Genomic DNA, 26,941 nt, shown 5'->3' with positions numbered 1-26,941 from the left:
GTGGTGATGTTCCTGACCGGGTTTGGCACAAAAACTGTGGGAGCGGGCTTGCCCGCGAAGAGGCCAGCGCAGCCAACATCTCTGCCGCCTGACCCACCGCTTTCGCGAGCAAGCTCGCTCCCACACTGGCTTGTGGTGATGTTCCTGACCGGGTTTGGCACAAAAACTGTGGGAGCGGGCTTGCCCGCGAAGAGGCCAGCGCAGCCAACGTCTCTGCCGCCTGACCCACCGCTTTCGCGAGCAGGCTCGCTCCCACACTGGCTTGTGATGGTGTCCCTGACCGGGGCCGGCACAAAACCTGTGGGAGCGGGCTTGCCCGCGAATGCGTCAGATCAGGCGGTGCATCTGTAGCTGACAGTGCGCTTTCGCGAGCAAGCTCGTTCCCACTCGGATCTTGTCGTTGCGGCGCGTTTCAGAGATCGCGCACTACGCGAAAGCCGATCCAGTCGCCACGGGTGGAGGGGTAGATATTGTTGCGGTTTCCGGAGCGCGAGAATACCGGCGCTTCGCCCCAGTCGTTGCCGCGGATGTTGTACGACTCGCAACCGGGTTCGACCCAGGCGCTGCCATCGGTTGGCGCGCCAACATAGTTGGGGTGTTCGCAGTCGGCGATCCATTCGTAGACATTGCCATGCATGTCGTACACGCCAAAGGCGTTCGGCGGATAGCTACCTACCGGCGAGCTGAAGCTGTAGCCATCGGTCGGGCCGTAGGTGTTGGCATGCTTGGCGATGCTGTATTCGCCCGCTGCATCGAACGGGAACGGGAAGGGCCCGGTCGAGCCGGCGCGCGCGGCGTATTCGCGTTGGGCTTCGCTGACCATGCGGTAGTTCTGCCCGGTCTTTTTCGACAGCCAGGCGACATACGCCTGCACGTCGGCAAAATCCATGCACACCGCGGGTTGTCGCGGTTCCTGTTTATAGCGTGGCTTGCTTGCCACGCATTCGCGACCCGGGCGCGTATCGCCGTCGGCGATCTTCACCCCGGTTTCCTTGACGTAGCTGTCCCATTCACCGGCGGTGATCTGGAAGCGGCTCATGGCGAACGCCTTGGCAAACGTCACTTCATGCATCGGGCCTTCGTCGGGCTCGCGGCCGACTTCGGTTTCCGGGGTGCCCATGGTGAATTTGCCCGCGGGCAGCACGACCATTTCCGGGCAATTTTTACAGTCCTTGAACACCTTGCCCGCCGGCAGCGGTTCGGCGGCCGCGGCGGTGCCCGGCAACAGGCCGGCGAGCGATGCGCTCAGCGCCAGCCCGGCCAGCAGTTTCAAGGTCGGGACGCGTCGCGTTGGGATAAGCATGTCACTGTTCATGTGGGGTCTCGAGCAGGGGAAGACAACAGTCGTGAAGGTCATAGCTGCGTGACCAGCAGCGTCATGAATCGATCAATTTCCGCTTCGGTGTTGAGCAGGCCCGGCGCGGTGCGCACCACCGGACCGACGTCGCGTTCCACGGCATCGACCACCACGCGGTTTTTCATCAGGTAGGCGGCGATTTTGTCGCAGTCGCGGTCCTTGACCCGGAAGAAGGTGAACCCGGCCGACAGTGCCGGGCTCAGCGGCGTTACCAGTTCGATCTGCGGATGTTCTTGCAGGCGTCGCTTGAGATACGTGTTGAGTTCATGGATGCGTGCCTGCACCTCGGCCTTGCCCAGTTGCAGATGCAACTTGAACGCTTCGCTCAACGCCCAGCGATGTTCGAAGGCGTGATAGCCGCCGGGTGACATGCTGGTGGCGAAATCGGTGTCTTGAGAAAACGTCGGCACGCTCGGCGTGACGTCCTTGAGTTGCTCGGAACGGGCACAGATGATCCCGGTGCCGCGCGGGCCGAACATCCATTTATGGGTGCCGGCAATGAAGAAATCGCAGTGCATGTCCGGGAAACTGAGGTCTTCCACACCAAAGCCGTGAACGCCATCGACCACATAGAGAATCCGGTCGGCGTCGGCGCGCGTGCGGTTGACCTCATCGACCAGTTGGCCAATCTCGCCGATGGGCAGTTTCACGCCGCTGCCCGATTGCACCCACGTCATGCCCAACACCCGAGTGTTGGGGCGAATCGCCTGGCGAATCGCGCTCAGCACTTCCTCTGTCGAGACCCGATGGGCGTCTTCGAACAGTTTGATCTTGCGAACCTGCGTGCCTTCCTTTTTTACCCGAAAGTCGAGGGAAAACTCGGTCGAATAATGCTCGTGAACGGTTGTGAGGATCTCCTGATCCGCACGCACATGAATACCGCCGTAGATCGCCGCGAGACCTTCAGTGGTACTGCCCGTCAGGGCGATCTGCGCCGGTTTGGCTTGCAGATAACGCCCGGCCCATTCGCGCACGTCGGCCTCGTGCTTCCAGGTTTCCTCGAGGTCCCAATCCATCATCAAGCCAGGGTTGCGGTCCAGGGTTGCGCGGTGCCGGTCGATGGCTTCCTGCACCGGACGCGGGTGCGAAGTGATGAGAAAGTTGGAGAAGTGCAGGTAAGCGGGATCCTGATTGAACAGTTGGCGCAGTTGCGCCCACTTGTCCTTCGGCACGGCTGTCGCAATCGCTGCGGTGCCGGGCGCCGAGGCGTGAACGGCAGCGCCCAGCGGCAGGCTGGCGGCAAGGATGCCGGCCTGTTTGAGAAAGGTACGACGGTCAGTCATGGGGACGGTTCGCTTCTGCTCGCAAAGAAGAATTCATCGGCTGGCCAAGGGTTTCGCGGATTTTTGCACCTGGTCCCAGACGCGCAGGAAGTTGCCGCCCCAGAGTTTGGCGATGTCGGCTTCGGAATAGCCGCGCTGCAACAGTTCGGCAGTGACGTTGCGGATCTCGCCGACGTTTTCCCAGCCCTTGACGCCGCCGCCCTCATTGAAGTCCGAGGCGATGCCGACGTGGTCGATGCCGATTTTGCGCACGGTGTAATCGATCGCATCGCCGAGATCCTTGAGCGTGGCTTTCGGCTCTTCTTCGAGGATTGCGTACAGCTGGCCGGCGTACTGGCCGAACTTCTGTTCCGGCCACGCGGCAATGATCGGATCGCCCGGCATCAACGCCATCGCCAGGTTCGGCAGCGGTGGCAGATCAAAGCGTGCGCGCAGGGCGTTGAGTTTGTCCTGGGTGCCTTGGGTCAGCGGTCGCAGGTAGGCCGAGAAACCGACCACTTGCACCACGCCACCGCTTTGCTTGATCAGTTGCATCTCCTTGTCGCTGAGGTTGCGCGGGATATCCACCGAGGCACGCGGCGCCGAATGCGAGGCGACCATGGGCGTGCGGCTCAGTTGTGCGACTTGCTCCAGGGCCTTGGTCGACATCTGCGAAACGTCGATGATCACGCCCAGGTCGTTGAGGCGGTGCACGGCTTGCTTGCCGACCTCCGAGAGGCCGTTGAGGGCGTCCGGGGAATCATTGAAAAACGGCAGCGGTCGCGACGAATCGCTCCACTGGTTGTTGCCGATGTAGCTGAAGCCGAACATGCGCATGCCGCGCGCAGCCCAGGTGTCCAGCAGGTCCAGATCGTTGCCCAGCGGATAGGCGTTAAGCATGCTGATGAAGATGGCAAACTTGCCTTCGCCGTGCAGACGGCGGAAGTCATCCGGGGTGTAGGCGATGGCGACCTGATTGGGGAAGTCGCGAACCATGCCGGAGATGATTTTGTAGCGCACCTCCTGCTGGTTGCGCGCCTCCTCGACAAAACCGTCGGTGGGCTTGTGGGGCGCGTTCGGGCCGTTCCACATTTCCGGCCAGCCAAAAATCGTCAGTGCTGCACCGGACAGACGTCCGCGACTGGCCTTGACCAGGTCGAACTGGCCACTGCCGTCCTTGTCGACCTCATTGCCGGCAGTACCGAAATTTAGCGGCACGGTGATGTGGCTGTCGAACGAGAGCAAGCGATCCTGCAGTTCATCGGCCTGTTTGAGCACCTTGGCCGGGTAGCCAGGGTTGTCCTTGAACCAGTGATCCCAGGCGGCAAAGCCTGCACCGGCGCTGATCGCCAGAGCCAGCGGCAGGCCGATGTATAGAGCCTTTTTCGAACGTGGTTTTGTCATTGCCATCTCAGTCAGTTCGCCGTCGAGGTGCAGGCGCAGTGGCCTTTGCTATCTGGAAAGAACGAGCGATTGGGCAGGAAATTTAGCTGGCCCGAAAAGATCGCAGCGCTCGCGTAAATTTGCCCGCTCAGCAAACGTTCTAGCTTGGATAAAGCCTGCTTCATGGCTGACACAGGTAGGGCAATGAAGATTTCTCGACGATGGTTCATGGCAGGCCTGGCGCTGACCGGCGCTGCCGTGCCTGCCGCGTTTTACGGGCATCGCCAATGGACGAAGCCTGATCCGACGATCACGCCCGGCGAAGCTACGGTCGATCTGGCGGACACGGCCGGTCAACAATTGGCGAACGCATTGCGCGGGGTCTGGAGCATTCGTTTCGACGGTGCGCAAATCGGCTTCGATAACTTGCCGCTGCACGGACTGGAACTGTTTCTTGATGTTGCCCAGCGCGGCCGCGGTTTGCGCGGCTATCTGGATAGTGCGCAACGCCTGCGCGGTGACGAGGAGCCGCGTTACCGGATCATTGGCGATCTGGCGCAGGGCAAACCTGCCGAGTTGTACTGGCGTCTGATTGATTCACGGGCGGCGAACGGCGCGCCGACTTATGAACTGGCCGTGGTGCTGGATGAGGTCTGGGCGGATTTCGGCAATGCCGGCAGTGGCACGATCAGTGGGCGCATTGTGCGCCTGGATCGACCGCTGGGTCTGCCCGAGCAGGACAACCGTTTTGTCGCGCACAAACAGCTGTTTCCCGAGGCACGCCAGCGCATCGGTCTCAACCCGACCTTGCTGGCCTGGCTGATTTCTCCTGAACATCGTCTGTTCCATCAGCTCTGGCATGCATCGCGTGACAAGTGGCACACCTTGCCCGAGGACAAGCGTGAAGCGTTGCGGGGTATCGGCTGGCAGCCGGGGCCGCGCGACAAGGAACGGGACGCGCGTGGGCCGCGCAAAGATCGCAATGGCTCGGGCATCGACTTCTTTTTCATGCACCGGCACATGCTCGGTACGGCGCGCTCGATGCAGGACTTGCCGTCGTGGCCGGCCTTCCCGATGCCGCAGCCGGAGCTTGAACGCGATCGCCAGGGATTTGCCCGTTATTTTGATAACCATGACGGCTACGCCTTGCCCCCGACCTGGATCGCCAGCGATGACGCTGACTACACCCAGTGGGTCAGCGACATCAAAACGGCCGAGACCTATCACAGCAACTTTCAGGTCTGGGAGTCGCAGTACCGCGACCCGCGTTATCTGTCGAAGCTCACCCTGGGGCAATTGGGTTCAGAGATGGAGCTGGGTCTGCATGACTGGTTGCACATGCGCTGGGCCTCGGTACCGCGTGATCCGTCCAACGGTCAGCCAGTGCCGTTCGCCCGCGATCCGGCGGATTTCTCCGCGCGTTGGTACGCCGCTGAAAACGACTTTCTGGGCGATCCGTTTTCCTCCCATGTGAATCCGGTGTTCTGGCACTTTCACGGCTGGATCGATGACCGCCTCGAAGACTGGTTCAGGGCGCACGAGCGTTTTCATCCGGGCGAAGTCCGTCGTCAGCAGGTCAATGGCGTGGACTGGTTCGCGCCGGGACGCTGGGTCGAGATCGATGATCCGTGGCTGGGCCCGGTCACCCATGGCTGCAGCGCGACGCCGGGTTTGCAGGTCGGCAAGTCGATGGAAATGGACCCGGAAACCATGAAGCTGGCGCTGCGCATTACCTTCAGCGAAGACGAGAAAATCCTCTCCGGATTGTTCCGTCGCGTGCCGAAGCGGCCGTGGTATGCGCGCCATTTGAAGGTCAGGCAAAAAGAGGTTTGACGTCTGTCATGCGGGTTCAGCAGATGTTTTGTCTGGACCCGCCACCGCCACCGCCACCGCCACCGCCACCGCCACCGCCTTCGCGAGCAGGCTCGCTCCCACAATGATTCTGTATTCGCAGGGCAACATGTGGGAGCGAGCCTGCTCGCGAAGACAGTTTCGCCGGCGCCGGATTACTGCGCCTGCCACCCCCCACCCAGCGCCTTGTACAACGCAATGCTTGCCTGCAACCGCGACAGTCGCAATTGCACGTTCTGATCCTGCGCCGCGTACAGCGTGCGCTGGGTTTCCAGCACGGTCAGCAAGTCTTCGGCGCCGGCCTGATAGCGGCTCTGGGCGATGTTGAAGGCAACCTGGGCCTGGTTCAGTTCTTCGCTTTGCCACTGCCGTTGTTCGTCCAGCCCGCGGATGCTGTTGAGGGCTTTTTCGACGTCGGCAAAGCCGTTGATGATTGCGCCGCGATAGTTTTGCAACAGCTCTTCCTGGCGGGCGCTGGCCTTGTCGCGTTCGGCACTGAGACGGCCGTTGTTGAAGATCGGCGCCACCAGTCCGGCGGTCAGGTTGTAGAAAGGACTGCGCAGCATGTCGCTGAAGCGATCGGAGCCCGAACCCAGTTCGGCGCTGAGGGTGACGCTGGGCAGCATCTTCGCCCGAGCCACCGTGACGTCGGCACGGGCGGCGGCCAACTGCGCTTCGGCACGGGCGATGTCCGGACGGCGATTGAGCAGTTCGCTCGGTACGCCGGCACCGATGACCGGCCATTGCAATTGATCAAAGTTTTCCTCGCTGGCCGGCAGTTCCTGGACCGGGCGGCCGAGGAGGGCGGCGAGGGTGATTCTGGCTTCTTGCGCCTGTTGTTGTACTCGCGGTAATTGCCTTTGTTGCGCCGCTACCAGACTTTTTTGCTGAGCCAGTTCGAGTGCGGTGGCCGAGCCTGAGTCGAAACGCGTCTGGACCAGCTTGAGTACGCTCAGGGCGTTGTTCAGATTGAGCTCGGCGATACGGCTTTGCTCGTTCAACGACAAGGTTTGCGCGTAGCTGTCGGCGACGCTGCCGAGCAGGGTCAGCTCAACCGTGGCCTGATCGAATTCGCTGGCGCGCAGGTTCAATTGTGCGCTGTCGCGGCTGGCGCGTTGGCCGCCCCAGAAGTCGATTTCATAGCTGGCGTTGAGATTGGCATCAAAGTAATCCACCGCCTTGCTGCTGCTGTCGGCGTCCAGTTGGCTGTAGCCGTTGCCGCGCAGCAGCTTTTGTCGATTGGCGTTCATGCCTGCCTTGACCTCTGGCAGTAACGAGCCGCCGGCGATCACGGTGGTGGCACGGGCCTGCTGCACGCGCGCGACAGCAGCGGCCAGGTCGAAACTGCCGGCCCGGGCCTGGCTGATCAAGCCGTCAAGTTCGCGGCTGCCGAACTGCGTCCACCATTGTGCGTCGTTGCGCACGAGGCGGTCGTTGTGCGCCATCTGCCACGCGGCGGGCGGCTGGATGCCGCTCTGCGGACGCTGGGCGGGGCTGCCGCAAGCGCTGAGCAACAGGCACACGGTCAAGAGACTGAGACACGGTTTCATAGATCGATCATTCACTGGTAAGGGCCGTGACCGGGTCGAGCCGGGCAGCTTTGCGAGCGGGCATGAAGCCGAAGACGACGCCGGTGACCAAGGCGCAGCCAAACGCGCCGAGTACCGCCAGCAAGGAAAAGGCGACGGCGACTTCGCTGATCAGCAGGACCCCGCCGACCAGCAGCGCGAGGACGATGCCGGCCAGTCCGCCGACCACCGAAAGCATCACCGCCTCGGTGAGGAACTGCCGCAGAATGTCGCGTTGGCGCGCGCCGGTCGCCATGCGGATACCGATCTCGCGGGTGCGCTCGCGCACGGTCATGAGCATGATGTTCATCACGCCGATGCCGCCCACCAGCAGCGAGATCGCGGCAATCGAGCCGAGCATCAGCGACAGGGTGTTTTGCGTGCGGGCCTCGGCCTGGATCATCGCCGCGTTGTTGGTCAGTTCGTAATCGTGTTTGCCGTGCAGGCGTCGCATCAGGTCGTCGATGGCCAGCTCGGCTTCTTTGACCTTGCGTGCATCACTGGCGGCAATCACCACGTATTCCGGCGTGTGCCCGCCGAGCAGGCGAATGGCCGCGGCGGAGTAGGGCACCGCGATCCGGTTGTCGCTGTCCTGGTCGCCGGAGCTTGCACCCTTTTCGGCAAGCACGCCGACCACCTGGAACGGCACGTTTTCGATGAGGATGTACTGGCCGATCGGGTCGGCGACGCCTTTGAGCAGTTTGTCGCGAATCTTCGTGCCGATCACCGCCACCGGCGCTGCGTTGCGCTCGTCGGCGTCGGTGAAGTAACTGCCCTGGATCACCGGCCAGTTGAAGATGCTCGGGAAGTTGGTGTCGTTGCCGCCGACATAAGCGCTCTGGTCGAGGTTGCCGAAACGCACCACCACTTCGGCGCCGGCCACCGGCATGATGCGTTTGACTTGTGGCAGGGTTTTCAGCGCCGCCACGTCATCCAGGGTGATGATGCCCTGCGGCGTGCGCGGATTGGGCGAGGCGCCACCCAGGTACAGCAGGTTCGAACCGAATGCGCCCATTTGCGCCATGACCTGGCGCTTGCTGCCTTCGCCGACCGCAAGCATGACCACCACCGAGGCGACGCCAATGACGATGCCGAGCAGGGTCAGCGCGGTGCGAAAGCGGTTGATCCACATGACTCGCCATGCCGCCTGCACGGCATCGACCAGTTCGCCTTTCCAGGCGCCCGTGGCTTCGGCGCCTTCGCTGAGGCGTTTGCGCAAGTCCACGGCCTGCAAGGCGCCGGGATTGGCCGGGGTTTGTGCGTGAGGCGTTTCCTCGGCGCTGTCACTGATGATCAGCCCGTCGCGAATCTCGATGATGCGCTTGGCGCGGGCGGCGACTTCGCGATCGTGCGTGATCAGAATCACCACGTGGCCCTGGCTCGCCAGCTCGTCGAGCAGCGCCATGACCTCTTTGCCGCTGTGGCTGTCGAGCGCACCGGTCGGTTCGTCGGCAAGGATGATATGGCCACCGTTCATCAAGGCCCGGGCAATCGAAACCCGCTGCTGCTGACCGCCGGATAATTGATGTGGGCGGTTGCCTGTGCGTTCAGCCAGACCCAGGCGCTGCAGCAGGGCCGCCGCCCGGGCGTGGCGTTCGGCGGCAGGTGTGCCAGCATAAATGGCCGGCATCTCGACGTTTTCCTGCGCGGAGCTCGACGGAATCAGGTGGTAACCCTGAAACACAAAGCCGAAGGCTTCGCGGCGCAACCAGGCCAGTTCATCGCTGCTCAGATGGGCGACGTTTTCCCCGGCGAACAGGTATTCGCCCGAGGTCGGCCGGTCGAGGCAGCCAAGGATGTTCATCAGTGTCGACTTGCCGGAGCCGGAAGCGCCGACGATCGCCACGAACTCGCCGGCATGAATCGACAGGTCGATCCCGCGCAGCACGTCGACTTGCGGCGTGTCCTGACCGCCGTAGGATTTGCGGATGTCTTTGAGGTCGATCAGCGGCGTTGGCATTTAGCTTCCGCTGCCTTCGGCCGGGCCGATCAACAGGTAATCGCCTTCTTGCAGGCCGTCGAGGATCTGCACCTGCAAGCGGTCGCTGAGTCCGGTACGGACCTGACGGTGCTCGATGTCGCCGTTCTTCGCCACGACGCGCGCGGTCTGGCTGCCGGCTTGCAGGCCGTCGCTGTGCAGGGCGGCGACCGGGGCAGTCAGCACGCCTTTCGCGGCGCCGGCGACGAAGAACACCTGGGTGGTCATCTCGGCCATCAGCGCGTTGTCGCCGTTTTCGACATCGAGCAACACCGTATAGAGCACCACACGGCCGCTGCCGCTTTTGTTCGTGCTATTGGGGCTGCCGCTGCCCTGGCTGGTCTGGTCCAGCGGTTTCGGCGGCACCGGCAGGATCTGCCGCACGGTGCTGCTCCAGCGCCGGTTGCCGCCGCTCAGGGTGGTGAAGTAAGCGCTCATGCCGGGTTTGACGTGGCCAATGTCGGCCTCGGAAACCTCCGCCCACACGGTCATCGGCGACAGCTTGGCGATCCGCAGGATCAAGGGTGTCTGCTGCTGTGCGTTGAGGGTCTGGCCTTCGCGGGCATCGATATTGACCACCGTGCCCGACATCGGCGCATAAATGCGCGTGTAGCCCAGCTCGGCCTGATCGCTGCGCAGGCTCGCCTGGGCCTGGCGAATCTGTGCCTGGAACATGTCGATGCGCGCTTGGGTGGCTTTCAATTCAGCGCGGGCGGTCTGCACGTCTTCTTCACGGGTCGCGCCACCGGCGGCGAGATTCTGCTGACGCTGGAATTTCTGTTGCGCCAGTTCGTGCTGGGCGCGTTGCTCCTGCAGTTGCGCCTTGAGATTCTCGATGGAGAACTGTCCGGCGTCGAGTTTGGCTTTTTGTGTCGACGGATCGATTTCCACCAACAACTGGCCTTCCTTGACCACGTCACCGACTTCCACGTGGATCTTCTGGATCTGGCCCGAGGCCTGCGCACCGACGTCCACGTAACGCCGCGGTTGCAGGGTGCCCAGCGCGGTGACGCTACTTTCTATATCACCCCGGGTGACTTGCACGGTGGTGAATTTATCCCGGCCTGGCGGCAGGAATTGCCACGCGGCATAAGCGACAACCGGGATCAGACAAAGGACTGCGAGCAGCGCGCGTCGGGCAGGGCGGGGACGTTTCATGCAGGGTTCCGGCCAGTGAAAATCGGCCCGTCGTTCGGCTGGCAGACAGATTCGGGCAGCATGAACGCTGTCGCAGGGGCGCGACAGATACGGGGAGCTGTCCTGTAAACGATAAACAGGCGAGGGAATTTAAGCGCAGACACACGAAGTAACAGCTATAGACGAGGATTTTTTATCAGGCAATGACAAACACCACTTTAAATCTATATGAGAATTACTATAAATTACGCGGCTCAAGCTGCCACTATCTTGCTACTGCGTCTGACGCGCTCGTGGATCAGTGTGCCTAGCACAGAACCCGCAGGTTTGCGGCCGGGAGTCTTGTTGGAAAACTACTATCGAGAGCTGGTGTGTTTCCTGAACGCCAAGCTCGGCAACCGTCAGGTCGCCGAAGATGTGGTGCATGACGCTTATCTGCGTGTGCTGGAGCGTTCCAGCGACACGCCGATCGAGCAACCCCGGGCGTTTCTTTATCGCACGGCGCTGAATCTGGTCATCGATGACCATCGGCGCAATGCGCTGCGTCAGGTCGAGCCGCTGGAAGTACTCGATAACGAAGAGCGCTATTTCGCTCAATCTCCGCAGTGTCCTCTGGACCATGGTCAACGCCTGGACATGCTTCAGCGTGCATTGGCAGAGCTGTCGCCAGCGTGCCGCGAGAGTTTTCTGCTGCGCAAGATCGAAGGGCTGTCGCACGCTGAAATTGCCGAACAGCTTGGCATTTCCAAAGCGCTGGTCGAGAAACACATCGTCAACGCCATGAAACATTGCCGCCTGCGCATCAAACAATGGGATGCCCATTGAGCTGTCGGCGTTAAATTTTATTTCACTGTCCTCGTTCCTACTCAACAGACGACCTGCTGTCCTGCACAAGGCCAGACGGGTTACTTAGGCTCTCCTTGCCCCTTGTTGAGGGGTTCATCCAGAGGACACTGGAAATGACTCAGGCAATTGCATCGCCCATCGTTCACGACCTGATCGGCGTCGGTTTCGGCCCTTCGAACCTGGCGCTGGCCATCGCTCTGCAAGAGCGCGGTCCGAGCCACGGCGAGCTGGATGTGCTGTTCCTCGACAAGCAGGCCGACTACAGCTGGCACGGCAACACCCTGTCAACGCAAAGCGAGTTACAGATTTCCTTCCTCAAGGATCTGGTGACCTTGCGCAATCCGACCAGCCCGTATTCGTTCGTCAACTACCTCAAGCACCACGGGCGTCTGGTCGATTTCATCAACCTCGGCACCTTTTACCCGTGCCGCATGGAGTACAACGACTACCTGCGCTGGGTGGCCGGGCAGTTCACCGCGCAGAGCCGGTATGGCGAAGAAGTGCTGACCATCGAGCCGGTGCTGCACAACCATCAGGTTGAGGCGTTGCGGGTGATTTCCCGTGGCAGCGACGGCCAGCAGTTCGTGCGCACCACGCGTTCAGTGGTGGTCAGCGCCGGCGGCACGCCGCGTATTCCCGAGGCGTTCAAGGCGCTGAAAGGCGATCGCCGGGTGTTCCACCATTCGCAATACCTGTCGCAAATGGCCAAACAGCCGTGTGTAAACAATCAGCCGATGAGCATCGCGATCATCGGCGGCGGGCAGAGCGCGGCAGAAGCGTTCATCGACCTGAACGATTCGTTCCCGTCGGTGCAGGTCGACATGATTTTGCGCGGCTCGGCGTTGAAACCGGCGGACGACAGCCCGTTCGTCAACGAAGTGTTCTCGCCGGAGTTCACCGACCTGGTATTCCAGCAGAACAGCGCCGAGCGCGAGCGCCTGGTCAACGAGTACCACAACACCAACTATTCAGTGGTCGACATCGACCTGATCGAGCGCATCTACGGCATCTTCTATCGCCAGAAGGTCTCCGGCGTCGCCCGTCACGCCTTCCGCACTTTGACCACCGTCGAGAAAGCCACGGCGACCGAAAACGGTGTCGAACTGGCCGTGCGCAACAACGCCACGGGTGAGGTCACGGTGCGTCATTACGATGCCGTGGTCCTGGCCACCGGTTACGAACGCCAGATGCACCGCCAGTTGCTGGCGCCGCTGGAAGAATACCTGGGCGACTTCGAGGTCGATCGCAACTACAAACTGATCACTGACGAGCGCTGCAAGGCCGGTATCTACATGCAGGGTTTCTGTCAGGCCAGTCATGGCCTGAGCGATACACTGCTGTCGGTGCTGCCGATCCGTGCCGATGAAATTGCCGGCTCGTTGTACGAGCATGGCAAGCATCGCGGACACAGCCGTTCGGTGGCAGACCTGTTGCTGGCCACCGCCAGCTGAGTTCTGCATCGCCCGACACACCGCCTTCGCGAGCAGGCTCGCTCCCACAATGATTCTGTGTACGCGGACAAAATGTGGGAGCGAGCCTGCTCGCGAAGGGGCCGTTGAACACAGCGCAAATGCTGAATCTGAACCCATCCTGAACACCCGCCACATTCTCTCCGATCACCTCTTTTTCCGGTTTACTCCCCAGACATCGGGGCGTAAGCTTCGCGCGTTTTCAACCAAAGCGGAGACCCACAGTGGGTACTTGTTCGAGTGACAGTTGTCGGCCGGTCTCGGTAACCGGCAGATTCTCGGCAAGATAACGCGCAGCCTTTCCCTGCCGTTGTCTCGCCGAAAAAAGCGAGCAGCGGCATCCCGTGCATGGCCCGTCCCGGGGCATGTCTCGACGTCCTTCTCATCGACGCTGAACGATGCGTGATTGCGACTTGCTGTCGTGATCGCACGCTATCGACACGCCGGTCTTTTGACCGGCGCGCCACGCCTTGCCGTGCCGGCTTTTCCGGTGGCAGCGGCGCGGCCGTACCTGCTTGACGGTTTCCCGGCTGACCATAGGGGCCACAGCCATGAAACTGACGCTCAAGGAATTTTTCGCAGGTTTCCTGCGTACTCGCCACATCGCCCGGCACTTCCGTCGCCTGGCGCTGCTGGAATCGATCAACGACAGCACGGTCAGCCGTGAGGTGCCGCCAACCCTGGCCAATACGCTGGTTGATGCCGCCCAGGGCGACAGCACCGCCGTGTTGTCCGCACTGGGTACGCACGGCGATGGCCTCAATGATGTCGAGGCCGCCGCGCTGCGTGTGCAATACGGACTCAATGAAGTCGAACACGAGCAGCCGCTGCCGTGGTGGGTGCACCTGTGGCACTGCTACAAAAACCCGTTCAACCTGCTGCTGACTTTGCTCGCGGTGATCTCGTGGCTGACTGAAGACCTCAAGGCCGCCGTGGTGATTTTTTCCATGGTGGTGCTGTCGACGCTGCTGCGCTTCTGGCAGGAAAGCAAATCCAACCAGGCCGCCGATGCGCTCAAAGCCATGGTCAGCAATACCGCCACGGTACTGCGCCGTGACGCGCCGCGCCGCGAATTGCCGATCAAGCAACTGGTGCCGGGCGATCTCATTGCACTCTCGGCCGGCGACATGATTCCCGCCGATTGCCGGGTGCTCAGTGCCAAGGATCTGTTTGTCAGTCAGGCCGCGATGACGGGGGAATCGATGCCGGTGGAGAAATTCGCCCATCAGGCGCAACGCGACACGCGCAATCCGCTGGAGCTGGACAACATTGTGTTCATGGGCACCAACGTGGTCTCCGGCACCGCGGTGGCGGTGGTCCTGACTACCGGCAACCGCACCTATTTCGGTGCGCTGGCGCAGCGCGTCGGAGCGACCGACCGAGCGGTGACATCCTTCCAGATGGGCGTGAACAAAGTCAGTTGGCTATTGATCCGGTTCATGTTCGTCATGGCGCCGCTGGTGCTGTTCATCAACGGGTTCACCAAGGGCGACTGGACCGAAGCGCTGCTGTTCGCCCTGTCGATTGCCGTCGGCCTGACCCCGGAAATGCTGCCGATGATCGTCACCTCAACCCTGGCCAAGGGTGCGGTATTCCTGTCGCGCAAGAAAGTCATCGTCAAGCGCCTCGACGCGATCCAGAACTTCGGCGCGATGGACGTGCTGTGCACCGACAAGACCGGCACGCTGACTCAGGACAAGATCTTTCTGGCGCGCCACGTCGACGTCTGGGGCAAGGACTGCGACGACGTGCTGGAAATGGCCTATTTGAACAGCTACTACCAGACCGGCCTGAAAAACCTGCTGGATGTCGCCGTGCTGGAACACGTGGAAGTCCACCGCGAATTGAAAGTCGGCACGGCGTTTCGCAAAGTCGACGAGATCCCGTTCGACTTCAATCGGCGGCGCATGTCGGTGGTGGTCGAAGGGCGCGGCCAGCCGCATCAATTGATCTGCAAAGGCGCGGTGGAAGAAGTGCTGGCGGTGTGCAGCCGAGTGCGTCACGGCGAGGCCGATGAAGCCCTCAGTGAAGAATTGCTGACGCGGATTCGTCAGGTCACCGCAACCTTCAATGCCGAGGGCTTGCGCGTCGTTGCAGTGGCCGCGCGCTCGATGCCCCAAGGACGCGACACTTACAGCCTGGCCGATGAGCAGCAACTGACGCTGATCGGCTACGTGGCGTTCCTCGACCCACCCAAGGAAAGCACCGCGCCGGCGCTCAAGGCCTTGGCCGAACATGGCGTGGCGGTGAAGGTGCTGACCGGCGACAACGAGCTGGTCACCGCCAAGATCTGCCGCGAAGTCGGCCTCGCGCAACAGGGGTTGCTGCTGGGCAATGACGTTGAGCGCATGAGTGATGCCGAACTGGCCGTGGCCGTGGAAACCACCAACGTTTTCGCCCGCCTGACGCCATCGCACAAAGAGCGCATCGTGCGTCTGCTAAAGGGCAATGGCCATGTGGTCGGGTTCATGGGTGACGGGATCAACGATGCGCCGGCATTGCGCACCGCCGACATCGGTATTTCCGTGGACAGCGCGGTAGACATTGCCAAGGAAGCGGCCGACATCATCCTCTTGGAAAAAAGCCTGATGGTGCTGGAGGAGGGCGTGCTCGAAGGCCGTCGCACCTTCGCCAACATGCTCAAGTACATCAAGATGACCGCCAGTTCCAATTTCGGCAACGTGTTCTCGGTGCTGGTCGCCAGTGCGTTCATTCCGTTTCTGCCGATGTTGCCGATGCACTTGCTGGTGCAGAACCTGCTCTATGACATTTCGCAGATCGCCATTCCGTTCGATAACGTCGACGAGGACATGCTGAAAAAACCACAGCGCTGGCAGCCGGGCGACGTCGGACGCTTCATGCTGTTCTTCGGCCCGATCAGTTCGATTTTCGACATCACCACGTTTGCCTTGATGTGGTACGTGTTCGCCGCCAACACGCCGGAGCAGCAGACTCTGTTCCAGTCCGGCTGGTTCGTGGTTGGGTTGCTGACGCAGACGCTGATCGTGCACATGATCCGCACGCCTAAGATTCCGTTCCTGCAGAGCCGTGCCGCAATGCCGTTGCTGGTGATGACCGGGATCATCATGGCGGTCGGTATTTTCCTGCCGATGGGACCGCTGGCGCACTACTTCAAACTGCAGGCGCTGCCGTCGCTGTACTTCGTGTTCCTGCCGGTGATTCTGCTGGCGTACATGGCGCTGACCCAGGCGGTGAAAGGATTCTACATTCGCCGGTTCGGCTGGCAATAACACCACGGCCATCAGTATTTATTCCCTGAGGGGAGCGAGCTTGCTCGCGAAAGCGCAGTGTCAGTTGCAGGTGCGTTTACTGACGAAACGCCTTCGCGGGCAAGCCCGCTCCCACAGGTTTTGGCGGTGTGTTCGCGATAGTGGCAACACTAAAAAACGATGTGGGAGCAGGCTTGCTCGCGAAAGCGCAGTGTCAGCCGCAGATACGTTGACTGACGAAACCCCTTCGCGGGCAAGCCGCTCCCACAGGTTTCGGCGGTTGTTCGCGGTAGTGGCAACACTGGAAAGCCAGTGTGGGAGCGAGCTTGCTCGCGAAAGCGCAGTGTCAGCCGCAGATGCGTTGACCGGCCTGACGTCTTCGCGGGCACAGTGCGCGCAAACCACGTCGGCTGATCCTGGCCCTGGGGCCATTGTTGACGTTCGACGTTTAGGAAATTTCTCACGAATTTTGAGACGTTTCCTGAAGATTTGCCTCCTCGAATGACCCAGACTGACTCACGCCATTCAACCCGTGAGTCCGTCCCCATGTCCGATCTGCCGCTACGGGCTTTAGTACTGGAGGACCATCCTTTTCAACGTTCGGTTGCGGTGAATATCTTGCGCACCCTGGGCTGTCGCGAGGTACTTGAGGCGAGTGACGGTGCCCAGGCGCTGGCTTTGCTGGACAAGGTCGGCACGGTCGACGTGGCCCTGTGCGACTTGCAGATGGAAGGCATGGATGGGTTGGAATTTTTGCAGCGGGTCGGCGCGTCAGGCCAGGTCAAGTCAGTGATCATCAGCAGTTCGCTGTCGGTGGATATACGCCGGGCTGTGCATCAAATGGTTGCGTTACTCGGCCTGGAACTGCTCGGCGATGTTGGCAAGCCGGTGCACATACAGGGGCTGGCAGAGCTGTTGAAAAAAGCCGTCGACAGGCCGCGCGTGACCTGCCCGCCGGCAGCCACCGTGCAGCTGGCCAGCGCAGCGGCGGTGCGCCAGGCCTTGGCTGAACAGCAGTTGCGCGCCTGGTACCAGCCCAAGTTCAACCTGCACACCGGTGAAGTCTGTGGCGTCGAAGTGTTGTGCCGCTGGCTGCATCCGCAGCAGGGGATCATTGCCCCGGCGTTGTTCATGCCCGTGCTGGAACAATGCGGGTTGCTCGACGCGTTGTTGTTTTCTCAAATGGAACAGGCCCTGACGGTGCAACGCAGCGCCGGGGCCAACGGTTTCGCCGTGAACATGGCGTTCAATCTGCAAACGGTGCAACTGGCCAACGCTGAGCTGGCCGCCAGTCTCAAGGCTTTGCTCCGGCGCCACGGCGCGTGCGGCGCCAGCCTGACCTTCGAACTGACGGAAAGCGGCTTGCTGGAAGCGCCGGCCACCAGCCTGGAAACCCTGGTACGTCTGCGGATGATGGGCTGCCGCTTGTCGATCGATGACTTCGGCGCCGGGTTCTCCTCCTTGCAGCGTTTGTGTCAGTTGCCGTTCAACGAGATCAAGCTCGACGCTGATTTCGTTCGCAACCTCGCCGATGAGCCGCGCTGCCGGGCGGCAATCAGCAGCACGCTGGCGCTGGGTGAGGCCTTGGGCATGAGCGTGGTGATCGAGGGCATCGAGACCGATGCCCAACGCCGCGAACTTCTTGCGCTGGGCTGCACGCAAGGTCAGGGCTACTGGTACGCGAAGCCCATGGCCGGAGCGGATCTTCTCGTCTGGTTGCAGCAGCGCAGCTCGGCGGACCTCGGATGAATAACCGGTTTTTTAGGAAAAGTCTTACAGAGTCTTCCAGGTGTCCTGCGTAGCCTTATCCCAAGAAAATTTCACCCTCGGGAGATTGACCATGATCAACAAAGCCCTGCGAATCCTGATCGCCGACCCGCAGCATTTTCACCGGATGAAGATCGAGCGCCTGTTCAACCACCTCGATTACTACCGCGTTGCCCCGGTGCAGGACCTCGCCGAGTTGTTGACCCTGGTCGACTACGGCTGTGACCCCTTCGATGTGGTGGTCATCAACGCCGAGCTGGCCGCTGGCCGGCTCGACCTGCTGGGCTTCTTCCTCGGCAATGCACAGGTGCGCCATGCCCTGATCTACAACGAACCCAGCGCACCCCTGCAGATGGCGGCCGGTTTTGCCCAGGAAAATGTCCAGATCAGCCCTGTCGCATTGCCCTCATCGGCGTTGATCCGGCAATTGATGGCGTTCGTCGATGCGCCAGAGCAGCAACCGGACGCGTCAGGCTGGGCACCGCAAGCAGCGCTGCAGCGTCGGGCCTAACACAGTTTGTTGTTTTGCGCACCTGTCAGACTTGACAGGTGTTTCGATTTTCATCCCGTGTAACAGTCGCTGTGCAGCCACCGTGTCTGGAACAGTCCAGTGGTCGACTGCATTGCCAGTTTTGCCTCGGGAGTGTCCATGAAGTCAGCGCTGATCGTCGACGACCATCCAGTGGTGTGCGCTGCCGTCCGGATTGTGCTGCAAGCCGAAGGCTTCAAGGTAATCTACGAGGCCAGCAATGGCAACGAGGTGGTGTCGCTGATTCGCGAGCACGCGCCGCAACTGGTGATCCTTGACTTGCATCTGCCGGTATTCGACGGACTGGAGGTCATGGCGCGGATCAAAACCACTGGGCTTGACTGTCGCATCGTGGTGTTCAGTTCCTATGATCCGTTGTTTTACCAGGAGCGCTGCCAGCGCGCCGGGGCCATGGCCTACGTGACCAAAACCAATCAACTGCAACAACTGCACGAAGCCATTCGCGCGGTGATGTCGGGCTATACATTTTTCTCTTCTTTGCCGGACGGCCACGCGTCGAGCATTGCGCAGCGCTCGGAAAAAGACCTGATCGACCGGCTTTCCGATCGCGAACTGAGCATTTTCCTGCAATTGAGCCAAGGCAAGACCAACAAGGCAATTGCCGAGGGCATGCACCTTAGCCATAAAACAGTGAGCACGTATAAGAAACGGCTGATGCAAAAGCTCGGGCTGAATTCGGTCGTGCATTTGCGCGAATTCGCGATACGCAATCATTTGATCTGAACGCACGGACATGGCACTGGGATATCGGCTTTTCGGGCTGTGGCTGAGCTGCCTGACCAGCGCTTGGGCGGATGAAACATCGCAGCGGCTGGAACTGGTGACGCGTGCCGGGGCGGCGCATGCCGAGGTTCGCCTCGACGCGCAGGATCGCCAGTGGTTGCGTGAGCACCCGGTATTGCGCATGGGCATTTCCGGGCCGGATTACCCGCCGTTTGAAATCACCCGTCATCAGCACGAGCTGGAGGGGCTTACGGCCGATTACGCCGACCTGCTGGCGCAACTGCTCGGTGTGCGCATCGACGTCCGGCGCTTCGCCGACCGGCCGGCCTTGATGGCGGCGCTCAAGCGTGGCGAACTGGACTTGCTGGGCACCTCCAACCGCTTTGAAATCGCCGACCCCGATTTTGTGCTGTCGCGCGCGTACGCCGAAGACCAGCCGATGCTGGTGATCCGCCACGACGACACCCTGTCGGCCGATCTTGCCGGCAAGCGTATCGCCATGGTCGAGGACTATCTGCCGCTGGCGAGCGTACAAGCGTTCTATCCCGACGCTCAGGTGCAACGCTACCCGTCGGCCATGGATGCCCTCGGTGCGGTGGCTTTCGGTGCGGATGATGTCTACCTGGGAGACTTCATCAGTTCCAACTACCTGATCAACACCAATTACCGCAACGATCTGCAGCTGGCCGGGCCGTCCGGGCTGGATGCCAACCCGTTCGGCTTTGCCCTGTTGCGCACCGACGTGCGCCTCAAGCGCCTTGTCGACAAGGCGCTTGAGGCCGTGCCCATGGAGCGCCGCCAGCTCATCGAGCAGCGTTGGAGTGTCGGTCATGCGGAGATGGCGGAACAGTCACAGGTGCAACTCAGTGTGATGGAGCAAGACTGGCTGAATCGACATCCGGTGGTGCGGGTCGGTGTCATTGATGATTTCGCCCCGCTGACTTTTTTCGACGCCGACGGCCGTTTCAGTGGGCTTGGCGCGCAGCTGCTGACTCTGATCAGTCAGCGCAGCGGTTTGCAGTTCGAACGGGTGCGCGGGGTTTCCCTCGACCGTCAGATCGAGCAGCTCAAGGCCGGTGAACTCGATCTGCTGCCGGTGGTAACGCCGAGCAATGAACGCGAAGCCGAACTGGCCTTCACCCGCGCCTACCTCAACAATCCGTTTGTCCTGGTTGCTTCGACAGCCGCGCAGAGCCCGCGTCGCCTCGATGACCTGACCGGCAAGCGGGTGGCCATCTATCGCGGCCACCCGCTGCGCGACTACCTGTCGGGACGCATTCCCGGCGTGCGTCTGGTCGAAGTCGCAAGCCCCGCCGAGGGCATGGTCCTGATCGCCAAGGGGCAGGTGGACGCCACGGTCAGTTCGTTGCTGGTTGCGCGCTTTTTACTGACCCGTCATTACCGTGATCGCTTGCGCATCATCGGGACAGTCGGCGACCAGCCGGCGCGGATTGCCTTGGCCACTGCTCCGCAGGCGACCGCGCTGCACTCGATTTTGAACAAGGCGCTGCTGAGTATTGCGCCGCAGCATATGGATGAATTGGTCGAGCGCTGGAGCCATGATGTGGTGGTGGATGACAGCTACTGGTTGCGCCATCGCCAGTCGATTTTGCTGAGCTTCGCCGCTGCGGCCGTGCTGCTGGTGCTGGCGCTGCTGTGGATCGGTTTTCAGCGCCGGCAGATTCGCCAGCGTCAGCAGTGGTTGCAACAATTGCGGCAAGCCAAGCAGACGGCCGACGACGCCAACCGCGCAAAAACCACGTTTCTGGCGACCATGAGCCATGAAATCCGTACGCCGATGAACGCCTTGATCGGCATGCTCGAACTGGCGCTCAAGCGGGCGGAGGAGGGCGAAACCGATCGGTTGGCGATTCAGGTTGCGGCCAACGCCGGGCAGCAACTGCTGGCGTTGATCGGCGACATTCTCGACATTGCCAGGATTGAGTCCGGGCACCTTTCAGTGGCACCGGAACGCGCCAACCTGCGCGATCTGGTGACGTCGGTGAGCCGTGTCTTCGAAGGGCTGGCGCGGCAAAAGCGGCTGTTGTGGCGCATCGATCTGGACGAACACAGTGACGTCGATGTACTGATCGATCCGACACGTTTCAAGCAAGTGCTGTCGAACCTGCTGAGCAACGCCATCAAGTTCACTGAGCAGGGAGAAGTCAGTCTGTCGCTCGAACTCAAGCTGAAATCGGCAGAAAAACTGGCACTGATCGTGATCATCGAGGACAGCGGGTTGGGCATCAGTGCCGTTGATCGGCAGCGGTTGTTCAGTCCGTTTGTCCAGGTCGGCAACCTTCCGGGTGCGGTGCGCAGCGGGTCTGGACTGGGACTGGTGATCAGTCGCAGCCTCTGCGAGATGATGGGCGGCACCTTGCAACTCGACAGCGAACCGGGGCTCGGCACGCGGGTCGAGCTGCGCTTTGAACTGCCGCGCCTCACTGCACTCGCAGCGGCTCCGCCAAGTACGCAAGAGGCGCCGTGCGCGCTGCGATCGCTCGACGTGCTGGTGGTCGACGACCATCCGGTCAATCGGTTGTTGCTGTGTTGGCAACTCAGCGACCTCGGGCATCGCACCGTCGACACCGAGAATGGCGAGCAGGGCCTGGAGCGTTGGCGCGCTCGGGTGTTCGATGTGGTGATCACTGACTGCAACATGCCGCATCGCAACGGCTATGAGCTGGCACGGGCAATCCGCGATGAGGAAGCGCACAGCGCACGCGCACCGTGCCGGATCATTGGATTTACCGCCAACGCCCAAGTACAGGAGCGGGTGCGCTGTTTCGAGGCCGGTATGGACGATTGCCTGTTCAAACCGATCCGCTTGAGCGACCTGGCACAGGCCTTAAAGGGCGTTGCTCATTGCCAGCAAGAAATCGAGCCATTGCCGGCCCCTGTGTTAACGGAAATCGACCTCAGTGCGCTGGAGCAAATGGCCGGCAATGACCACGCGTTGATTGAACGCCTGCGCGCCGAAGTCTCGCGCAGCCTGGACCAGGACCTGCAGCGTCTGGCGAGTTTGCAGGGCGGGGATGACCACAGTGGCTTGCGCGAACTGGCCCATCACATCAAGGGCGGTGCGCAAATGGTCGGCGCGGCGCGCCTGGTGGCCGCGTGTGTCGAACTCGAACAGGCTTGCCAGCAGGCCGATGCGGTGGCGGTTCTGCCGGCAATCAAGACGCTGCGCGAAGCCATGCATAACCTCGCGCAACGTCTTCAGGCCTGATCAGTCCCAGGCAGGGGCCAGGCCTTTCGGGCTGGTCAGGCGATGGCCGCGGTCCAGGCTGGCGATCAGCGCCATGTCCGCATCGCTCAATGTCAGCGCGGTCGCACCGAGGTTGCTGTGCAGGTTGGCGCGTCGGGTCGAGGACGGAATCACCGCAAAACCCGACTGCATCGCCCAGGCCAGCGTGACCTGCGCCGGGGTGGCGTGCAGGCGCTCGGCAATCTTCTGAATCAGCGGATCCTGCAACACTTCGCCGTAGGCGAGGGTCATGTACGAAGTGATGTGAATGCCTTGGCTACGGGCGAACTCGACGACTTTACGGTTTTGCAGGTACGGGTGCAGTTCGATCTGATTCGTCGCAATGTGCTCGGCACCGACTGCGGCGATGGCCTGTTTCATCAGGTCGATGGTGAAGTTGGACACGCCGATCTGTCGCGTCAGGCCCAGGCGTTTTGCCTCCAGCAGCGCGCCCATGAACGCCTCGACAGGGACCTCATGGTTGGGCGAGGGCCAGTGGATCAGCGTCAGGTCGAGGTAGTCGGTCTGCAATTTGTGCAGGCTTTCCTTGAGACTGGCGATCAGGCGATCTGCGGCGAAGTTGGCCACCCAGATCTTGCTGGTGATGAACAGCGCGTCGCGCGCGATTCCACTGGCAGCGATCGCCTGACCCACCTCGGTTTCGTTTTCGTAAATCTGCGCGGTGTCGATGGCGCGGTAGCCGAGTTCAAGGGCCGTGCTCACTGAATCAATGACCACCTGGCCTTGCAGGCGAAACGTACCAAGACCGAAAGCGGGAACAGACATGGAATGACTCCTGGAATGCAGTGGGAATGGCCGCAGTATCCGCGTCCGGATCAGTGAGAAAAACCGCTGGTGGGACAAAGCAATGTTGAGCAGAAGTCATGAATCATTTTCGAGATCCGGGTTGTCCGGCCTGCCCCCTTCGCGAGCAAGCTCGCTCTCACAGAAGTTGTGGTTAAGCACAAATCATGGGTTCACCCAGAATCCTGTGGGAGCGAGCCTGCTCGCGAAGGGCGCACCGCCGATCCAGCGTTCTGCATATAGAACACTCAAGCCGATTTTGGCAGTCTAGTGCGAAACTCGATCTCCCTTTAGGCTTAATCCAAGGCATTTACCCATTGGAGAGCCCATGAAAAACATTCTCGGTATCTACACCAGCCCGCGCGGCCATTGGGTCGGCGATGGTTTTCCGGTTCGCACGCTGTTTTCCTACGACAACCTGGGCAAACACATCAGCCCGTTCCTGCTGCTCGATCACGCCGGTCCGGCCGAATTCACCCCGACCACCGAGCGGCGCGGCGTGGGCCAGCACCCACACCGTGGTTTCGAAACCGTGACGATCGTGTACGACGGCGAAGTGCAGCACCGCGACTCCACCGGCAGCGGCGGCACTATCGGCCCGGGCGACGTGCAATGGATGACAGCCGCGTCGGGAATTCTCCACGAGGAGTTCCACTCCGACGATTTCGCCAAAACCGGCGGCCGTATGGAAATGGTGCAACTGTGGGTCAACCTGCCGGCCAAGGACAAAATGGCCGCGCCGGGCTACCAGACCATTCTGGACAGCGATATCCCGCGCATTGCGCTCAAGGACAACGCAGGCAGCCTGCGTCTGATCGCCGGTGAGTTCGAAGGCCATAAAGGTCCGTCGCGCACGTTTACGCCCATCGACGTCTGGGACTTGCGCCTGAACGCCGGCAAGTTGCTGACGCTGGATCTGCACGATGGGCGCAACACCGCGCTGGTGGTGTTGAAAGGTTCGGTGCAGGTCAACGGCGCGGAATCGGTGGGGGAAGGGCAGTTAGTGCTCTTCGAGCGTGATGGCGATCGATTGACCCTCCAAGCCAGCCAACAAGCGGTAGTGCTGTTGCTCAGCGGCGAGCCGATCGACGAACCGATCGTCGGCCATGGCCCGTTCGTGATGAACACCGAGCAGGAAATCCACCAGGCGTTCGCCGACTTCCAGTCGGGCCGCTTCGGCCGGATGCAGGCTTGAGTCACAGCCGGGGCAGTCACCTGACACACCCCAAAAACCCAATGTGGGAGCGGGCTTGCTCGCGAAGGCGTTGTGTCAGTCAATACGTCTTTGACTGTTCCGCCGACTTCGCGAGCAAGCCCGCTCCCACAGTTGTTTTGCGGTGTTTTTGTGCGGGTGTTCATCCGCTGAAATCAATTGCTCCTACACTGGCTCAATCTGTGCGATCTTCTCGCGATTGGCCTTCGTCGGAGTGGTTTGATGTTGTCTTTGCTGACCGAACATCCGCTGTTTTGCGCATTTGTCCTGATCCTCCTCGACCTCGGATTCTGGCGTCTGATCAGTTCCCGAGGCAGCGAGTGGAAGCTGTTGGTGCGGGTGCTGATTTTTACCCTGTTCAGCATCGTACTGTTCAACGAAGGCCTGAATCCGATGGAGCCGGCACCGTGGGCCGACAACGTGCCGCTGCACCTGGCGGCGACGGCGTTGCAGATCGGTTGGTGGCTGTTCGGCGCGCGGACCCTGACGGTGTTGATCGGCGCGGTGATGATGCAGCGGGTCGGCCACACCGGACGGCTGTTGCAGGATTTGCTTGGCGCCGTGATTTTCCTCATCGCGATCATCGCCGCGCTGGCGTATGTGCTGGACCTGCCGGTCAAAGGCGTGCTGGCTACGTCGGGCGCGCTGGCGATCATTGTCGGTCTGGCCTTGCAGAGCACCTTGAGCGATGTGTTTTCCGGCATCGTCCTCAACACCACCAAGCCCTATCAGCTCGATGACTGGATTTCCATCGACGGCACCGAAGGCCGGGTCACCGATATCGATTGGCGCGCCACGCGTCTGCAAACCAGTCAGGGCAGCATGGCGGTGATTCCCAATTCGCTGGCGGCCAAGGCCAAGATCATCAACTTCAGTCGGCCGAGCAACATGTTTGGCGTAGCGGTCGGCGTGCAAGTCAGCCCGCATGCGCGGCCCAGCTCGGTGATCGAGGCGCTGGAGCGGGCCATGCAGGGGTGCCGCCAGTTGCTCGACAGTCCGGCGCCGAGTGTCGCGCTGAAAAGCTCTGGCAGCAGCGGCGCGGAATACGAGATCAGTGGTTTCGTCGCCTCGATGGGCGAGAAGCGCGCAGTGCGCAATCAGTTGTTCGATCTGGCTTACCGCCACTTGCAGGCGTCCGGGGTCAATCTGCTGTCGAGCAATGAAGCCAGTACAGCGTCTACGCTGTCGCGGCCACGGGCATTGCTCGACAGTTCGCCAATTTTTTCCACGCTGCGTGAGGAGGAAAAAGATACGTTCAGCCAGAACATGACCCTGCAGACGTTCCGCGCCGGCGAGACTCTTCTGGCGGGCGGGGAGGTCAGCGATCATTTGTTCATTATCGAGTCCGGCGTCGTTTCGGTGACGTTGAAGCGGCACGGCACAGCGCTGGAGTCCGGGCGCATGGGGCCGGGCGAAGTGATCGGGGAGGCGGGGATTCTCAGCGACACGGCGCTGCCTGCCGACTTTACGGCGAAGACGTTTTGCACCTTGTATCGCATCGAAAAGTCATACCTGAAGCCGTGCCTGGACGCCCGCCATGAGATCCACGATGCCATGCAGGCGTTGCTCGATTTTCGTCTGCACAAGGCGCAATCGCTCACCGAAGAAGCGCCAGCCGTTGCGCCGAAACGAGGCTTTTTGCAGTGGCTGCGCAATCGCGCCTGAGGGCTGGCCGTGGTGATTGAATGCAACCTGCGCAACGGTTCGGGGGTCACAAGTGCAATCCCCCTGACAGGAGCGGCGAACGATGAAAAACCTGCGCATTGCCACGTTCAACGTCAACGGCCTGCGCGCGCGGCTGCCGAATCTGCTGGCGTGGCTGGAGCGTGAGCAACCGGACATCGCCTGCCTGCAAGAACTGAAATCGGTGGACAGCGCGTTTCCGGCAGCCGAGCTGGAAGCGGCCGGTTACGGCGCGATCTGGCAAGGCCAGGCGTCGTGGAACGGTGTGGCGATTCTGGCGCGGGATGCACAACCGCTGGAGAGCCGGCGCGGGCTGCCCGGCGATCCAGACGACGCCCAGAGCCGCTATATCGAAGCGGCGGTGCACGGGGTGCTGGTCGGTTGCCTGTACCTGCCCAATGGCAATCCGCAGCCGGGGCCGAAATTCGAGTACAAACTGGCCTGGTTCGAGCGGTTGATCAGCTACGCCAAGGACTTGCAAAGCAGCGACCACCCGGTGGTGCTGGCCGGTGACTACAACGTCGTGCCTACTGACATGGACATCTACAATACCCGTTCCTGGCTCAAGGACGCCTTGCTGCAACCGCAAAGTCGCGAGTGCTACCAACGTCTGCTGGATCAAGGCTGGACCGATTCCCTGCGGCATTTGTATCCCGAGGAACGCCTCTACACCTTCTGGGATTATTTCCGCCAGCACTGGCAAACCAACTCCGGCCTGCGCATCGACCATCTTTTGCTGAACCCGGCGCTGAGTCCGTATTTGCACGAGGCGGGAGTCGATGCCTGGGTGCGCAACGAACCGCACGCCAGTGATCATGCGCCGACGTGGATTCGTATCGGCTCGCGTAAAAAACGCTGAGCGGTTGATTGGCG

General features: G+C 61.3%; 18 protein-coding genes. 11 read left to right on the top strand and 7 right to left on the bottom strand.

Annotated elements, in window-relative coordinates:
- Positions 1-412: 412 nt before the first annotated feature.
- The 3 genes from HU743_RS12475 to pvdM are packed head-to-tail and all read right to left on the bottom strand — an operon-like array spanning position 413 to position 4,023.
- Positions 413-1,303: a formylglycine-generating enzyme family protein gene (locus HU743_RS12475; RefSeq protein WP_186648916.1), complete on the bottom strand. Its 891-nt coding sequence runs from the start codon at positions 1,301-1,303 to the stop codon at positions 413-415.
- 50 nt (positions 1,304-1,353) lie between these two features.
- Positions 1,354-2,640, bottom strand: coding sequence for an aminotransferase class V-fold PLP-dependent enzyme (locus HU743_RS12470; protein ID WP_186648897.1), 1,287 nt, complete (start codon positions 2,638-2,640; stop codon positions 1,354-1,356).
- Between the two features lie 33 nt (positions 2,641-2,673).
- Complete coding sequence (gene pvdM, locus HU743_RS12465; RefSeq protein WP_186648895.1) at positions 2,674-4,023, bottom strand: pyoverdine-tailoring dipeptidase-like protein PvdM; 1,350 nt, start codon at positions 4,021-4,023, stop codon at positions 2,674-2,676.
- A gap of 183 nt (positions 4,024-4,206) precedes the next feature.
- Here pvdM and HU743_RS12460 point away from each other — a divergent pair, with 183 nt between their 5' ends.
- A complete protein-coding gene (locus tag HU743_RS12460) occupies positions 4,207-5,835 on the top strand; it encodes a PvdJ/PvdD/PvdP-like protein (RefSeq protein WP_186648894.1) in 1,629 nt (542 codons plus the stop codon).
- Positions 5,836-6,008: 173 nt separating this feature from the next.
- On the opposite strand, the gene HU743_RS12455 is transcribed toward HU743_RS12460, so the two are convergent.
- The 3 genes from HU743_RS12455 to HU743_RS12445 are packed head-to-tail and all read right to left on the bottom strand — an operon-like array spanning position 6,009 to position 10,557.
- Positions 6,009-7,403 (bottom strand): efflux transporter outer membrane subunit, encoded by a 1,395-nt coding sequence (locus tag HU743_RS12455; RefSeq protein ID WP_186648892.1) that lies wholly within the window; start codon positions 7,401-7,403, stop codon positions 6,009-6,011.
- Between the two features lie 7 nt (positions 7,404-7,410).
- A complete protein-coding gene (locus HU743_RS12450) occupies positions 7,411-9,381 on the bottom strand; it encodes a MacB family efflux pump subunit (protein WP_186622452.1) in 1,971 nt (656 codons plus the stop codon).
- Positions 9,382-10,557, bottom strand: a complete 1,176-nt coding sequence (locus tag HU743_RS12445) for an efflux RND transporter periplasmic adaptor subunit (protein ID WP_186648890.1) — start codon at positions 10,555-10,557, stop codon at positions 9,382-9,384.
- 321 nt (positions 10,558-10,878) lie between these two features.
- Here HU743_RS12445 and HU743_RS12440 point away from each other — a divergent pair, with 321 nt between their 5' ends.
- The 7 genes from HU743_RS12440 (at position 10,879) to HU743_RS12410 (ending at position 22,350) form a co-directional block, all read left to right on the top strand.
- A complete protein-coding gene (locus HU743_RS12440; RefSeq protein ID WP_186550994.1) occupies positions 10,879-11,361 on the top strand; it encodes a sigma-70 family RNA polymerase sigma factor in 483 nt (160 codons plus the stop codon).
- A gap of 134 nt (positions 11,362-11,495) precedes the next feature.
- Positions 11,496-12,833, top strand: a complete 1,338-nt coding sequence (locus HU743_RS12435) for a SidA/IucD/PvdA family monooxygenase (protein WP_186550995.1) — start codon at positions 11,496-11,498, stop codon at positions 12,831-12,833.
- A 569-nt stretch (positions 12,834-13,402) separates the two neighbouring features.
- Positions 13,403-16,102 carry a magnesium-translocating P-type ATPase gene (mgtA, locus tag HU743_RS12430; RefSeq protein WP_186648888.1) on the top strand — a complete coding sequence of 900 codons (2,700 nt, stop codon included), beginning with the start codon at positions 13,403-13,405 and terminating at the stop codon, positions 16,100-16,102.
- A 525-nt stretch (positions 16,103-16,627) separates the two neighbouring features.
- Entirely contained in the window at positions 16,628-17,830 is a 1,203-nt protein-coding gene (locus tag HU743_RS12425; protein ID WP_186648886.1) for an EAL domain-containing response regulator, read from the top strand.
- A gap of 91 nt (positions 17,831-17,921) precedes the next feature.
- Entirely contained in the window at positions 17,922-18,359 is a 438-nt protein-coding gene (locus HU743_RS12420; protein WP_186623404.1) for a chemotaxis protein CheY, read from the top strand.
- A 138-nt stretch (positions 18,360-18,497) separates the two neighbouring features.
- Positions 18,498-19,121, top strand: coding sequence for a response regulator transcription factor (locus tag HU743_RS12415; RefSeq protein WP_186648884.1), 624 nt, complete (start codon positions 18,498-18,500; stop codon positions 19,119-19,121).
- A 10-nt stretch (positions 19,122-19,131) separates the two neighbouring features.
- Positions 19,132-22,350, top strand: a complete 3,219-nt coding sequence (locus tag HU743_RS12410) for a transporter substrate-binding domain-containing protein (protein ID WP_186648882.1) — start codon at positions 19,132-19,134, stop codon at positions 22,348-22,350.
- Here HU743_RS12410 and dkgB read toward each other — a convergent pair whose 3' ends face one another.
- Complete coding sequence (gene dkgB / locus HU743_RS12405) at positions 22,351-23,154, bottom strand: 2,5-didehydrogluconate reductase DkgB (RefSeq protein ID WP_186648880.1); 804 nt, start codon at positions 23,152-23,154, stop codon at positions 22,351-22,353.
- 346 nt (positions 23,155-23,500) lie between these two features.
- Between dkgB and HU743_RS12400 the strand changes: the two genes are divergently transcribed.
- The 3 genes from HU743_RS12400 (at position 23,501) to xth (ending at position 26,927) form a co-directional block, all read left to right on the top strand.
- On the top strand, positions 23,501-24,367 hold the full coding sequence (locus HU743_RS12400; protein WP_186648878.1) for a pirin family protein: 867 nt from the start codon (positions 23,501-23,503) through the stop codon (positions 24,365-24,367).
- Positions 24,368-24,607: 240 nt separating this feature from the next.
- Positions 24,608-26,050 carry a mechanosensitive ion channel family protein gene (locus HU743_RS12395; protein WP_186648876.1) on the top strand — a complete coding sequence of 481 codons (1,443 nt, stop codon included), beginning with the start codon at positions 24,608-24,610 and terminating at the stop codon, positions 26,048-26,050.
- Positions 26,051-26,132: 82 nt separating this feature from the next.
- Positions 26,133-26,927, top strand: a complete 795-nt coding sequence (gene xth, locus HU743_RS12390) for an exodeoxyribonuclease III (protein WP_186648874.1) — start codon at positions 26,133-26,135, stop codon at positions 26,925-26,927.
- The last annotated feature ends 14 nt before the right edge of the window (positions 26,928-26,941 follow it).

The sequence above is a fragment of the Pseudomonas sp. SWRI99 genome, from assembly GCF_014270125.1.
Taxonomy (GTDB): Bacteria; Pseudomonadota; Gammaproteobacteria; order Pseudomonadales; family Pseudomonadaceae; genus Aquipseudomonas; species Aquipseudomonas hamedanensis.
The sequence above is the reverse complement of the archived record's forward strand: the minus strand, read 5'-3'. Positions and strand labels throughout refer to the sequence as shown.